This window comes from Corynebacterium epidermidicanis, from assembly GCF_001021025.1.
Classification (GTDB): Bacteria; Actinomycetota; Actinomycetes; order Mycobacteriales; family Mycobacteriaceae; genus Corynebacterium; species Corynebacterium epidermidicanis.
In genome coordinates, this window is record NZ_CP011541.1 from 1,129,245 (window position 1) to 1,141,894 (window position 12,650).

Here is a 12,650-nt window from a genome sequence, read left to right on the forward strand (position 1 = left end):
CCATGACTGAAGTACGCGTACGATTCTGCCCGTCCCCGACCGGCGCCCCACACGTCGGCATGGTCCGCACCGCACTGTTCAACTGGGCCTACGCCCGCCACACCGGCGGTAAGCTCGTCTTCCGTATTGAGGACACCGACGCTGCTCGCGACAGCGAAGAAAGTTACCAGGCGATCATCGACTCGCTGACCTGGCTCGGCATGGACTGGGACGAAGGCGTTGTCACCGGCGGGCCGCATGAGCCGTACCGTCAGTCCCAGCGCATGGACATCTACGCAGAGGTACTGCAAAAGCTTATCGACGCCGGCCAGGTCTACCCAGCGTATTCCACCGCGGAAGAAGTGAAGGAGCGTCACATCGCCGCCGGGCGCGACCCACAGCTGGGCTACGACAACTTCGACCGGGACCTCACCGAGGAGCAGGTAGCAGCGTTCAAGGCCGAGGGGCGCGAGCCAGTGTGGCGCCTGCGTATGCCGGATCAGGACTGGACGTGGACCGACCTGGTGCGTGGGGAGATCACCTTCCAGTCTTCGACTCAGCCGGATTACGTGGTAGCCCGCTCCAACGGCGCGCCGCTGTACACGCTGGTTAACCCGGTTGACGATGCGCTGATGGGCATCACCCACGTGCTGCGTGGCGAGGACCTCCTGCCGTCGACCCCGCGCCAGTTGGCCCTCTACGAGGCGCTGAAGCGTATCGGCGTGGCTTCGTTTACGCCGGAATTCGGCCACCTGCCGTTCGTGATGGGTGAGGGCAACAAGAAGCTGTCCAAGCGCGACCCGCAGTCGAACCTGTTTAACCATCGCGATAACGGCATCATCAAGGAGGGCATGCTGAACTACCTGGCGCTGCTCGGGTGGTCCCTTTCCGCAGACAAGGACATCTTCTCGGTCGACGAGCTGGTCGCGAACTTTGACGTCCACGACGTGCTTTCGAACCCAGCTCGCTTTGACCAGAAGAAGCTGGAGGCTATCAACGCCGACCAGATCCGCCTGCTTCCGGAGTCCGAGTTTGCCGAGCGCTTCCGCGCGTGGCTGGAGGAGTACACGGACTTCCCGGCAACCTATGACGTGGACAAGTTCGCTTTCTTGGCCTCTTTGACTCAGACCCGCATCAAGACCTTGTCGGAAGGCTGGGACCTGGTGAAGTTCCTGTTTACTGCTGATGAGGACCTGGTGCTCGACGAGAAGTCCGCTCGCAAGAACTTGAAGGAAGATGCCGTCCAGCCTCTCGACGTGGCTATCTCTGTGCTGTCTGACCTGGACGTTTTTGACACCGCTGCGATCGAAGCCGCACTGTCCAAAGCGCTCATTGAAGATCTGGAGCTCAAGCCACGCAAGGCCTACGGCGCACTGCGCGTCGCGATCTCTGGAGCAGCGGTTTCACCTCCGTTGTTTGAGTCGATGGAGTTGCTGGGCAAGGAATCCACCCTGGCGCGTTTGCGCGCGGCACGTGAGGTAACTCCGTTCGCCTAAGCGGTTTTAGCTAAGGCTGGCTTCCCTTATTGGGGGCCAGCTTTTGTTATGTTTTGGGATTATGTGGAAGTTTCGTCAGGCGCTGGGGTTGGTTCAGGTTGATCCGTTGGACACATTGATTGATCTTCTGGAGCAGATGCCTGCCGAACTGCAGGAGCTGCCTGGCAACGATCCTCGCGTGGTAGCGTGGTTGCAGGATCGCGCTTTGCTGGAGCAGCCCGGAATCGCGCCCCGTTGACCTGCAGATTTGTCCAACTGACATGGTTGTGGTTATAGTATTCCTCGTTGCACAGCGCGCTTAGCGGCTGGAAAACATTGGCCTATGGTGTAATTGGCAACACTAGGGTTTCTGGTACCCTCATTCTAGGTTCGAGTCCTGGTAGGCCAGCAGCAGTTCACTGTACTGCATAAACAACAGTAGTCCTGCCCCGTTCGTCTAGCGGCCTAGGACGTCGCCCTCTCACGGCGGTAACACGGGTTCAAATCCCGTACGGGGTACACAATGAAAGAGCTCCTTCCTTGGAAGGAGCTCTTTTTTGATGGAAGAACCTCAAAATAGTCATTTCAAACTGACTATTAGAGGCTAGGTGTCTGCCCTTCTGACTAGACTGTTAGGCATGAACCAAAATAGGACAGTCGACCAGCAAATCGCGGTCTTTGGACAATCTGGAAGTGGCAAAACGGTGCTGTTGTGCTCGTTTTATGGTGCTGCTCGCGACAAAATTCAACTTGATCAGTCACTCTTTGATCTGCATGCTCAAGACAACCGGCACACCACTCTCATCTCACAATATTTAGGAATGAAAGAGGATCATAAGGTTCCGCAACTGACTCGATTTGCATCAGTCCAAACGGAGTTTAAGCTCAAGCAAAAAGGACTCGGGCTCAAAGAGTTGGCAAAAACTGATTCAGTGCGCCTTACTTGGTGGGATTACCCAGGTGACTGGTTTGAGAGGGGAACATCCACCGAATCTGAACGCCAAGATAAGGCCCAAACTTTCCGCAAACTGCTGGGATCAGATGTCGCACTATTCCTAGTCGATGGCCAACGATTGCAGGAGTACGTCGGCGAGGAAGAACGATACTTGCGGTATCTTTTCGATAGTTTTTCCAGCACCCTCAACGACATTCAAGACGACATTCTCCAAAGCGGTGGTTTGCTCAAGCAGTTTCCGAGGATTTGGGTACTAGCGTTATCCAAGGCTGATCTATGGCCCGACATGACGGTTCAGGACTTTGAAAATCTTTTGAACAAGAAGGCTGCAAGTGAGATCAATACACTTCGGTCCAAATTGCTTGAATTTATTGAGGACGACGAGGCATTTTCATTTGGCAAAGACTTTCTGCTGCTTTCCTCCGCGAAGTTTTCACTGGGGTCCATTGACATGAGTGAGCGCAAAGGGATCGATGTTCTTTTGCCATTGGCTTGTGTATTGCCAATACAACGACATCTTTGGTGGCACGAGCTCAAGATATTGCCGATGAATCTTGCAGAGAAGCTGCTGGACTTGGAGCTAGTTAAGGCTCTGGTGCCTGTTGCAATCAAAGCTTTGCGCATAGGAAAAGGTACAGGGAAAATAAAGTATTTGGCGGCGGGCGCCTTTGCAGATCTCGTCGAACAAATGGCTGATCAGTCTTTTGATAGTCTGGCGCGAATCCAAGCCGAGGCTACTGAAAAACGCGAATTTTTAAGGGCATTGGTCGCGGATTTTACTCAGCGTCTGAACCAAGCCGAAAATGATCGAGTACTGCTTAGGGATTCAAAATGACCTTGATGTGGGCCACACGAGGGCAAAACTGGGGTTTCCAGTTTCTCGAGGATGGTGGCGAACTAGATCCGTTGCCTACTTACAAACGGGCCTTTGCTAATAAGACAGATGTTGCTGAATTTGTGGGCGTTGGTAGTGAATTTACCGCAGCCAGAATTATGGACCCATTGGGGCGCACTGATCATGCCGGAAGAGTGATTCCACACGATTTTGTTTTGCGGGGAAAGATGGCCGAAGGAATTCACAGTATAGAAGACGTGCAGGAAATAATTTGGCCGATCGTTGCTGAAAAATACGATGAGATTTGGGGTCGAAAATCGTTTTAGACCCTTTGCTACTACGGGTACACCGTCGCGTCGTTTTCGCCTGCACGGGAAATCATCTTGGAGTCGTCCACGGAGCACTTCAGGGTGTAAATCTGGCAGGTCTTTGAGAAAAAGGAGCCGACCGCGGGGTTAATTGCGATTGGAACTTCTCGATACTCGAGAGGATGTCAGGCCGCCTTGAAAGCTTCCAACAAAATTCGCGAACCCGCGGGTCGCAGCGCCCCGCACCGCGCCGTCGAAAAGCCCAAACCCTAGCCCGACCCAAACTGCCGGGGTACTGTGATGAGTATCTCATCTGGTGATGCAAATTCGAGGAGGTTCCCCATGACGCACACGATTGTCATCGGCGCAGGTATGGTTGGGCTTGCTACCGCCTGGCACCTGCAGGGATACGGGCACGAGGTCACGGTTATTGATCGCGCCGGTGTGGCAGCTGGTTCGAGCTGGGGGAATGCGGGCTGGCTCACTCCGGGCAAGTCCATTCCGCTGTCGAATGCCAGCTTGTGGGCTTATGGACCGAAGGCGCTGCTCGACCCGGATGCGGCGATGTCGGTACCCACTCGCGTGGATCTGAGGCTCTGGGAATTCTGCGCGCGCTTCATGGCTCGTGCGAACCAGAAGTCGTGGGATGACACGATGGCGGGGCTGACTCCGATCGATAAGATTGCGCTGGAAGCTTTCGACGAGCTCGCGGGAGGCGGCGTCGATTCCTGGACGAAGGAAGGCCCGTTCGTCATCGCCTTTGAAAACGAAGCCCAGGCCCGCGGGTTCCATGAGGAAATTGAGGGCGCTATTCGCCACGGGCAGGATGTCCCGTATGAGCGCCTGGATAACCCGCGCGAACTGGTATCTCAGCTTTCCGATAATGCTCGCGTGGTGTATCGACTCGAAGGGCAGCGCTTTTTTGAACCCGCGCCATTTGTGGAGGCGTTGGCCCGCGCCGTGACGCAGCGTGGCGGTGTGATTGAGACTGGCGTCGCGGTGGAGGAAGTTAACTCGACGAGGCTGCCGATCATCAAGCTGTCGACCGGCGAGTACCGCACGGCCGACAATGTAGTGGTCGCTACGGGCGCGTGGCTGCCCAAGCTGGTGCGCAAGCTTGGGGTCAAGCAACTGGTGCAGGCGGGTCGGGGTTATTCCTTCACGGTTGCTACCGACGAACCCATCGAGTACCCGGTGTATCTTCCGGAGGAGAGGCTGGCCTGCACCCCTTATCAGGGCCGTTTCCGAATCGCGGGCACGATGGAATTCCGTGGCCCAGACGAGCCGTTCCAGCCGCGCCGCGTCCAGGCGATGGTCAAGCATGCCAAGAAGATGTTGCGTGGCGTGGATTTCGATGACCTGCAGGATCAATGGGTGGGCTCCCGCCCAGTCACGCCCGACGGTTTGCCACTCATTGGCGAGACGAAGGCCCCCAACGTTTATGTGGCCGGCGGCCACGGCATGTGGGGCATGGTCTTAGGTCCGGCCACCGGCAAGCTTTTGGCCGCCCAGATCGCCACCGGGGTGGTTGACCCGATGTGTCGCCGGTTTGATCCGCTGCGCTAGCGGGCGTCGATTAGGCCTCCGGCGTCAGGTTGAGTCGTCTGATGAGGCTAGTGATCGACATGTCGGGCACCTGCTCCAGCAGCACAAACTTGTAGTCGTGGTCGAGTTTGCGCAGCGGCCCTGACGAAAACGCATGCGCAAGCCCGTGGGCGACGCACCACAGGTGCAGCGAGTTTTCGTAAAGAGTCCACGAGGTGCGCGGCCCGCCACCTTTCTCGATCGCGGCCCGCACGCGCTCCAGCAAAAAGTCGAACGACGGACCAATATCAAAATCCTCCGAGCTCTTCTCAAACGTGCGTGGCACGATCGAACCGCTCGCAATTGTGGTGAGAACATTGAAGCCTGCCGGATCATTCAGCGCGGTGCAAACGAAGGCGACGCCCGTCGCCTTGCCCATGCTTATCGACGAGCTATGCTCCGGAAGCAGCGCCTGAAAAGATGCAACGGAGACATGCATCTCTTTATCCAGATAGCTTTCTAATTGCCGCTCGAACGGCACAGAGCGCGCCACCACAGAGCGCGCCAACTCTAGACTGAGCCCCGCACGGCGTGTAGCGCTTTCGAGTTGTAGCTGCTCGACGCCTCGATCGGCCACATCTTCGATAGCAGCCCTAAAGAGTGCTCTGCGCATCTGTTCAGGGGTTTCTCGTGGCATGGTTGAGGCTCTCGGAATTCCAGCGGTCGGCGAAGCCGCAGAGCTAAGAGTCGGGAGAATAGTCGGGGTTATATTGGTGCGTAAGCTGTCGCCAATACCGACCATCACATGCTCGATGAGCCCGAAGAGCAGTTGTTCTTGGGCGGTATGGTTGAGGAATCGCAAAACCCCTTGAGAAGTTAGGCAACCAAAACCGTGGATAGCCGCGAAAATGAAAATTGCTCGGGTCCGCATCAAGTTGAGATCGTGGGGCCACCGAGGCGAATGATCTCCTCGCGTACCGCGGTGACGATTGTCTTGACGAACGGGTGCACATCGAGGCGCCGAGGTCATCGTCGAAAGATTGTAGCTTGCCCCTATATACGTGCAAACAACCAAAGGCAGTGAAGGTGTCACTCTCTACCTGAGAAAACCTGAAGTATCTGCGGGCAATCGCGACGATCTGATCGGTGAATCCAGCGTCGGCGGGCAGTTGCTGCACATAGTTGTCTATATGGAGCTCGAACCGGCGTGCGGTGCGCTCCGCCACGCACTGTAGAAACTCGCGATCACTTGCGAAAAGGTCGGCAACGTCGTCCGGATGAGCGTCGAGTTCGTCAGCGATACTCGCCAAGCACAAGGTGTGCACTTGAGAGATGCTCACTTTTTCGATGCCAGCAAGAATCAGCTTCTCGCGGAGTAGCGCAAGATCGCGGTTTTCGACAGGCTTAAAGCTCACTTACAAACTCTTACTATCGGCTCATCTAAAGACCTTAAAGCAGATCTAATTGTATTCAGCGCTTAGCCCCTCGTTCTACGTTAGTGGACCCGCGGGGCGAAAGTGAACGAAAGGGCAAAAGAGTGAAAAATTTGGGTTAACTGCTGGTTAATGTATATTTTCACAAACCCTGTTTTAGGTCCGGAGTTAGCGATACAGTGCAAGTATGCGGAAACCAAAGAGGTGCCGCAGAAGTTACGTAACTTGCCTTTTCAAACTCGGAACAGATGGGAGAGTGGATGGTAGAAGATGAAGCAAAGCGACTTTTCGCCAGCGTAACTTTTCTAACGCGAGCACAGCCATAATCCAATCCTTCGACACGCGCAAGAGATGCGTGAAGGTGGAGCTAGAAGAAGGAACGCACATGCGAAACCAGTCTCGCGAGCGACTGCCTCAACGATGACCTTGCATGCGGCACCTCAATTCCCTTAAGGAATGCGCGGACGCTGCCCCGATAGCTACCGAGGGGTCAGACGACACTTCCGCACCGACGCCGACGAAGTTGCAGACTACGGTCACCTAGGCCAATTGTGCCAGCAGCAACGCGAAGCGAAAAAGGAATTGCCAGCACCTCGCCGTGTGAGCCCGCTTAGCAAAAGCGGATAGCCACGACGGGGTGTTGCGCGATTTTGGAAAGTGTAGCTGTTTCCGCCGATATGCTGCGGATTTGTATCTCCACCAAAGTGCGTTTACTATTGCCTAGTCGCTGCACATCCCTGGTGTGCGTATTACGGACATGCCCCGTTCGTCTAGCGGCCTAGGACGTCGCCCTCTCACGGCGGTAACACGGGTTCAAATCCCGTACGGGGTACTAATTACCTCGAGTCATCGATCATTCGCTGGCTCGAGGTTTTTGTTGTTGTGGCGTTCTAGGGGATAAATAAAGAAAAGTGTTTCTGATTCGTGGTTTCCGCGACGTCGTGGTCCTCAAACCGGCAGTTATTGTTGACCGGGAGCTAAGGGGCGCTCGATGTCGTCCCTTCGGTGTAGTCAGACTACCGCCGTGGAATTTTATTCATCAAAAACGGCCTCCCCACGTAGTCAGACTACGCCGAAGCGACGACATAGCACTTGCGCAGCAAACCCGCACGGCCGGCAAGAAGCCACCCGGACACACTTTTCTTTAGTCAACTTCCGTGTTTGGCAGCCACGGAGCTGCACACCTGCTAGGTCGTACTACCCCGGAGGTGCCCACTAGCACTTTTGAAGCCCTCCCGACCCGGCAAAACCGGGCACGGCACCGGTAAAACCGGGCACGGCACCGGTAAAACCGGGCACGGCACCGGCAAAACCGGGAACTTCTCCAGACGCGGCGAAAGCCACTTCGCGCCACGAACGATCGGCACCATCTCGTCCATCGGGGCTGGCAGCTTCAAGTCCAAGCGGTGGAAGATGCTCGTCGTCGAGCAGTTGAGTACCGGATCGATGAGGTCGTGCTTGAGGTCGAGGGGTAGGCAGTGGAGGGGCCGTTGGCCAGCAGCGTTGCTAGGCCGTGGGTGATGCTCCAGAGGTTCAGGCAAGTTTCGTAGAGAGTCCAGGAGGAGCGGGGGCCGCCACCAGCCTCGATGCTCATCCGAGTGATGTTGACGTGGGTTTCAAAAGCTTGTCCCATGTCGTGGTTTTCCGGGCTCTTGTCAAACGTGTTCGGCACTATCGAGCCGTTGACCATGGCGGTGTGGATATCGAAACCATCCGGGTCGCTCATCGCCATTTCGACAGCGCCTCGAAATAGCGCCTCGGCCATTTCCTCCCTGGTTTTGCGTGGATACAGCCTTGCTGGCGGCACTGATTCTTTGAGCTCACCCACGAACCGGTGTGGCATGGTGCTAAACGAACGTCCCCCCGGCATGATGAGCTCGACACCGGTGAGGATATGCGAGGTGAGGCAGCTAAATACCTGCTTCTTACCCGTCTTATGCAGGTATCGAGTCACACCAAAGGTGTTGAGATGAGCGCTGCCGTGGATACCGGAATACAGGGAAAGGGCAGCGACCGCCCACAACCAGGCGTCGCGTGGGGCGTCGATACGGCGCATTTCGGCGCGGGAGTTGTCAAGCTGATACCGGAACACCGGGCCGATGCGCATGCTGGTGAGGTCGGCCTCGAAGTCTTCGGCGAAGTCTAGTGTTTCGATCATGGCACTGAGCGCGGCGAAGTGCTCCCGGCTCGTGGTTGCGAAACAGTGGTAGGCGCGGGCGAATGCCCAGACCCGGTCGGCGAAGGACGGGCGTCGTCAAGCGAAGCTAGCTGGTCGGCGACGTGGTCGAACAGCTGCTCTGTCATGCGGTTGCCGAGCTCGGTGCGGAAGGATTCGTCGGTGGGGAAGACGCGCTGGATCTCGGCGAGGGGAAGCTCAAGCTGGTGGGAGATCTGGGACAACGTCACCTGTCGGCCGTTGATCTGACTTGCGAGAACCGTGCCGTTGGCGAGGAGGCGTTCACGGAAGAAGGCGTCTGCACGGCGTTTCTCGGGCAAGCTATTCACCCGGCAAGCAGAACGCGAATTGAATCGAATTAGGGTGACCTAGGAAGGTGTGGTGAGGAAACTCTCTAACTGAGGCAGCCCCACGGCGGCAGTGGTGCGCCAAGAATAACTTGCAAATCGCGTGAGATTCGTCTCCTGGGGTGAAATTTCAATCATCGCCGGCGCAAGCAGCGGGAGGGTGGCCGCCGGTTGCACGATTCCAGAAGTGCCTACCACCAGCAGCGCATCGCAAGAACTGATGAGGTCTTCGGCGCGCTGCCAGGCATCAGTGGGGAGCATTTCGCCGAACCACACTACGCCGGGCCGGATGAGGTTGCCACAGAGCGGGCAGGCAGGTGGTGTCGCTCGCTCAGCTGGGGATTCTGGCAACTCCACGCCACGGAAGGGCCGTGCGCAGATGGTACAGCGGAAGGAAAAGAGGCTGCCATGCAGGTGAACTACCTCAACGGAGCCACCTCGTTCATGCAGGTTGTCGATGTTTTGCGTGACAATAGGGATGGGTGCGAGCGCGCGATGCCCGGCATTTGGCTGAGCTTCGGCGGCCAGGCGAGCCCGCCACAGGTACCAGGCCCACATGGGATCCGGGTCGCGTGCCCAGGCATCAATGCTGGCCATGGCTTGCGGATCGACGTTCTCCCAGAGTCCCGTCGTGGCATCGCGGTAGGTATCCAATCCGGATTCCGCGCTCATGCCGGCGCCCGTGAATGCGACTACGCGACGGGCGTCGGCAAGCAGGCTCGTTACTTCCTCCGGAACCATGGCTACAGCCTCAGTTGGGTGGCGGCAGCTACCAGGAGCGGGCCCCATTCCTCGCCGGCAGTGCGGGGGAAACGAGCGTCCGGCCCCGAGACGGACAGTGCTGCCACCACGACGCCCGCTTGGTTAAAAACAGGGACGGAAACGGACGCTAAGCCTGCTTCGCGCTCGGAGAAGGAGGCAGCCCATCCTTGACTGCGGACCTTGTCTAGATCTTCGGCGGCAAAGTGCTCGTCGGCGTTCAAGCGCTTGCGGGTCTCGGCAGGGGAAAACGCGGCGAAAACCCGGGCAGCGGAGCCGGCGCTCAAAGAAAGTCGCGTGCCGACGGGCACGGTGTTTTGCAAGCCCGAAGCGGGAGAGACCGCTGCGACACAGATGCGGGACGTGCCAGCGATCCGGTAGAGCTGCATGGATTCGCCAATCTGCTCCATGAGGTCTTCCATGATCGGGGTCGCTGCCTTAATCAGGGCGTCGCCCTGCGAAGCGGTGAGGGCAGCGAGCCCTGGGCCGATGAGCCAACGGCCGTCCTCGTCGCGGGAGAGGAAGTCGTGCATCTCTAAAGCGCTGGCTAGTCGGTGGGTGGTGGCTCTGGGTAGGCCGGTGTCCTCGCATAGCTGGGCGAGGGTGCGGGGGCTTCCGGCGACCGCTTGGAGGATAAGCACTGAGCGGTCTAGAACCTTGATGCCACTAATGGGTGCGGACTCTGACTCGGTTATGCTAACGTGTTCCATACAGTGATATTAACATCTCAAAATATGGGACGCAATCGCTGTGGGTCGAGAAAGAACCCAGAAATAATCACCAACCGCAACACTAGGAGGTCACTGTGGCAGATCCCAACGCAACCGGGTTGACGCTTGCAGAAAAAGTTTGGCGCGACCATGTGGTCACCCGTGGTGAAAACGGCGCACCAGACCTAATCTATATCGACCTCCACCTGCTCCACGAAGTGACCTCACCACAAGCGTTCGAGGGACTGCGCCTAGCTGGACGACGGGTGCGACGCCCAGACCTCACCATCGCCACCGAAGACCACAACGTGCCCACCACCGGGGTGAGCACCGGAGCGATCGAAGAAATCACCGATCCGATCTCCCGAACACAGGTAGCCACGCTGCGCAGCAACGCCGAAGAATTTGGCATCCGGCTGCACCCAATGGGCGACATTGAACAAGGTATCGTCCATGTCGTCGGCCCGCAATTGGGACTCACCCAACCCGGCATGACGGTGGTCTGTGGAGATTCGCACACCTCCACCCACGGCGCTTTCGGTGCCATCGCCTTCGGTATCGGCACCTCCGAGGTAGAACACGTCCTGGCCACCCAAACCCTGTCCCTGCAGCCTTTCAAAACCATGGCCGTCAACGTCAGCGGGGAACTGCAGCCAGGGGTAAGTGCCAAAGACCTCATCTTGGCCATCATCGCCAAGATCGGCACCGGCGGCGGACAAGGCCACATCATCGAATACCGCGGGTCAGCGATCGAAAAGCTCAGCATGGAAGAGCGGATGACCATCTGCAACATGTCCATCGAAGCCGGTGCGCGCGCCGGGATGATCGCCCCTGACGAAATCACCTTCGCCTACCTGAAGGGCCGCCCGCATGCCCCACAAGGCGAACAATGGGAGCAAGCAGTGGCCTACTGGCGCACCTTGCGCAGCGACGACACCGCGACTTTCGATACGGTCGTCGACATCGACGGCAGCGCACTAGCGCCCTTCGTGACCTGGGGCACCAACCCCGGACAAGGTCTCCCGCTGACCGCCAACGTGCCCAACCCGGAAGACATCGCCGGGGACAGCGAACGAGCAGCCGCGGAAAAGGCCATCGAATACATGGGGCTGCACCCAGGCCAGCCCCTGCGGGAAATCGCCATCGACACGGTCTTCGTCGGATCCTGCACGAACGGCCGGATCGAAGACCTGCGTACCGCAGCCAAGGTGGTCTCCGGGCGCCACATCGCGCCGGGCACCCGCATGCTGGTCGTTCCTGGCTCGGCGCGTGTTCGGCAACAAGCGATCGAGGAAGGCTTGGACAAGATCTTTACCGAGTTCGGCGCGGAATTCCGTGCACCAGGCTGCTCCATGTGCCTAGGAATGAACCCCGACCAGCTCGCCCCTGGGGAACGTTCAGCATCCACTTCCAACCGCAACTTTGAGGGCCGCCAAGGTCCCGGCGGGCGCACCCACTTGGTATCGCCTGCGGTCGCGGCTGTAACCGCGGTGGCTGGGCATTTGGCCAGCCCGGCCGACATCTAAGCCCCGGACACATTCAAGCCCAAAGGAGCACACCATGGAAAAGTTCATCACTCACCGCGGCGTTGGCGTACCATTGCCGGTCTCCAACGTTGATACCGACCAGATTATCCCGGCGGTCTACCTCAAGCGGGTCACCCGAACGGGCTTCGACGACGCCCTGTTCGCCTCATGGCGCAAAGACCCAGCGTTTGTCCTCAATCAGCCGGAGTACACCCAGGGCAGCATTTTGGTAGCCGGCGCAGATTTCGGCACTGGTTCCTCCCGCGAGCACGCCGTCTGGGCGCTGCACGACTATGGATTCCGGGTCGTAGTATCTTCACGATTCGCCGACATCTTCCGCGGAAACGCCGGCAAGGCCGGGTTACTCGCGGCGCAGGTTTCCCCCGAGGACGCGGATCTGTTGTTCAAACTCATGGAAGCCGAACCCGGACTCGAACTCACCGTCGACCTCGAGCACAAACGCATCACGGCCGGAGGGCACACCGTCAGCTTCGACATTGACGACTACACCCGGTGGCGACTCATGGAAGGCCTCGACGACATCGGGCTGACCCTCCGGTCAGAGGAAGAGATCAAGTCGTACGAACAGGCCCGCCCCGGCTTCAAACCCGCCACCTGCTAGT

General features: G+C 58.0%; 12 protein-coding genes and 3 tRNA genes. 10 read left to right on the forward strand and 5 right to left on the reverse strand.

Annotation, left to right across the window (positions count from 1 at the left end):
• Positions 1-2 precede the first annotated feature (2 nt).
• From gltX to CEPID_RS05310, 7 genes are all read left to right on the forward strand, one after another.
• Positions 3-1,475, forward strand: coding sequence for a glutamate--tRNA ligase (gene gltX, locus CEPID_RS05285; RefSeq protein WP_047240066.1), 1,473 nt, complete (start codon positions 3-5; stop codon positions 1,473-1,475).
• 61 nt (positions 1,476-1,536) lie between these two features.
• The gene (locus tag CEPID_RS13300) at positions 1,537-1,713 is read left to right on the forward strand and encodes a hypothetical protein (RefSeq protein ID WP_158408026.1); all 177 of its coding nucleotides are present in this window, start codon (positions 1,537-1,539) and stop codon (positions 1,711-1,713) included.
• A 78-nt stretch (positions 1,714-1,791) separates the two neighbouring features.
• Positions 1,792-1,863 (forward strand) — tRNA-Gln (locus tag CEPID_RS05290).
• Positions 1,864-1,900: 37 nt separating this feature from the next.
• Positions 1,901-1,973, forward strand: a tRNA-Glu gene (locus CEPID_RS05295).
• Positions 1,974-2,092: 119 nt separating this feature from the next.
• Entirely contained in the window at positions 2,093-3,244 is a 1,152-nt protein-coding gene (locus CEPID_RS05300) for a TRAFAC clade GTPase domain-containing protein (RefSeq protein ID WP_047240067.1), read from the forward strand.
• Entirely contained in the window at positions 3,241-3,570 is a 330-nt protein-coding gene (locus CEPID_RS05305) for a hypothetical protein (protein WP_047240068.1), read from the forward strand. Before CEPID_RS05300 ends, CEPID_RS05305 begins: the two co-directional genes overlap by 4 nt.
• Before the next feature lie 324 nt (positions 3,571-3,894).
• Entirely contained in the window at positions 3,895-5,118 is a 1,224-nt protein-coding gene (locus CEPID_RS05310) for an NAD(P)/FAD-dependent oxidoreductase (RefSeq protein WP_047240069.1), read from the forward strand.
• A 10-nt stretch (positions 5,119-5,128) separates the two neighbouring features.
• Here the strand turns inward: CEPID_RS05310 and CEPID_RS05315 are convergent, their stop codons facing one another.
• The gene (locus CEPID_RS05315; RefSeq protein ID WP_158408027.1) at positions 5,129-6,010 is read right to left on the reverse strand and encodes a hypothetical protein; all 882 of its coding nucleotides are present in this window, start codon (positions 6,008-6,010) and stop codon (positions 5,129-5,131) included.
• Positions 6,011-7,268: 1,258 nt separating this feature from the next.
• Between CEPID_RS05315 and CEPID_RS05325 the strand changes: the two genes are divergently transcribed.
• Positions 7,269-7,341, forward strand: a tRNA-Glu gene (locus tag CEPID_RS05325).
• Positions 7,342-7,902: 561 nt separating this feature from the next.
• Here the strand turns inward: CEPID_RS05325 and CEPID_RS05330 are convergent.
• From CEPID_RS05330 to CEPID_RS05345, 4 genes are read right to left on the reverse strand one after another with little or no spacing between them, the layout of a single operon-like run.
• Positions 7,903-8,667, reverse strand: a complete 765-nt coding sequence (locus CEPID_RS05330; protein ID WP_047240072.1) for a hypothetical protein — start codon at positions 8,665-8,667, stop codon at positions 7,903-7,905.
• Complete coding sequence (locus CEPID_RS05335; RefSeq protein ID WP_144413461.1) at positions 8,664-9,014, reverse strand: hypothetical protein; 351 nt, start codon at positions 9,012-9,014, stop codon at positions 8,664-8,666. The genes CEPID_RS05330 and CEPID_RS05335 overlap by 4 nt, the downstream gene beginning before the upstream one ends.
• A 39-nt stretch (positions 9,015-9,053) precedes the next feature.
• Positions 9,054-9,773: an NAD-dependent deacylase gene (locus tag CEPID_RS05340; RefSeq protein ID WP_047240074.1), complete on the reverse strand. Its 720-nt coding sequence runs from the start codon at positions 9,771-9,773 to the stop codon at positions 9,054-9,056.
• Between the two features lie 2 nt (positions 9,774-9,775).
• On the reverse strand, positions 9,776-10,501 hold the full coding sequence (locus CEPID_RS05345) for an IclR family transcriptional regulator (protein ID WP_047240075.1): 726 nt from the start codon (positions 10,499-10,501) through the stop codon (positions 9,776-9,778).
• A 95-nt stretch (positions 10,502-10,596) separates the two neighbouring features.
• On the opposite strand from CEPID_RS05345, the gene leuC reads away from it, so the two are divergent.
• Together leuC and leuD are read left to right on the forward strand one after the other, a co-directional pair.
• Positions 10,597-12,027, forward strand: coding sequence for a 3-isopropylmalate dehydratase large subunit (gene leuC / locus CEPID_RS05350; protein ID WP_047240076.1), 1,431 nt, complete (start codon positions 10,597-10,599; stop codon positions 12,025-12,027).
• A gap of 34 nt (positions 12,028-12,061) precedes the next feature.
• Entirely contained in the window at positions 12,062-12,649 is a 588-nt protein-coding gene (gene leuD / locus CEPID_RS05355; RefSeq protein WP_047240077.1) for a 3-isopropylmalate dehydratase small subunit, read from the forward strand.
• Position 12,650: the final 1 nt, after the last annotated feature.

What these genes read in the sequence shown, in the direction of transcription:
- CEPID_RS05300 (WP_047240067.1), top strand. Translation starts at nt 2,093, where the DNA reads ATGAACCAAAATAGGACAGTCGACCAGCAAATCGCGGTCTTTGGACAA.
- gltX (WP_047240066.1), top strand. Translation starts at nt 3, where the DNA reads ATGACTGAAGTACGCGTACGATTCTGCCCGTCCCCGACCGGCGCCCCA.
- CEPID_RS13300 (WP_158408026.1), top strand. Translation starts at nt 1,537, where the DNA reads ATGTGGAAGTTTCGTCAGGCGCTGGGGTTGGTTCAGGTTGATCCGTTG.
- CEPID_RS05310 (WP_047240069.1), top strand. Translation starts at nt 3,895, where the DNA reads ATGACGCACACGATTGTCATCGGCGCAGGTATGGTTGGGCTTGCTACC.
- CEPID_RS05345 (WP_047240075.1), bottom strand. Translation starts at nt 10,501, where the DNA reads ATGGAACACGTTAGCATAACCGAGTCAGAGTCCGCACCCATTAGTGGC.
- leuD (WP_047240077.1), top strand. Translation starts at nt 12,062, where the DNA reads ATGGAAAAGTTCATCACTCACCGCGGCGTTGGCGTACCATTGCCGGTC.
- CEPID_RS05305 (WP_047240068.1), top strand. Translation starts at nt 3,241, where the DNA reads ATGACCTTGATGTGGGCCACACGAGGGCAAAACTGGGGTTTCCAGTTT.
- CEPID_RS05340 (WP_047240074.1), bottom strand. Translation starts at nt 9,773, where the DNA reads ATGGTTCCGGAGGAAGTAACGAGCCTGCTTGCCGACGCCCGTCGCGTA.
- CEPID_RS05330 (WP_047240072.1), bottom strand. Translation starts at nt 8,667, where the DNA reads ATGATCGAAACACTAGACTTCGCCGAAGACTTCGAGGCCGACCTCACC.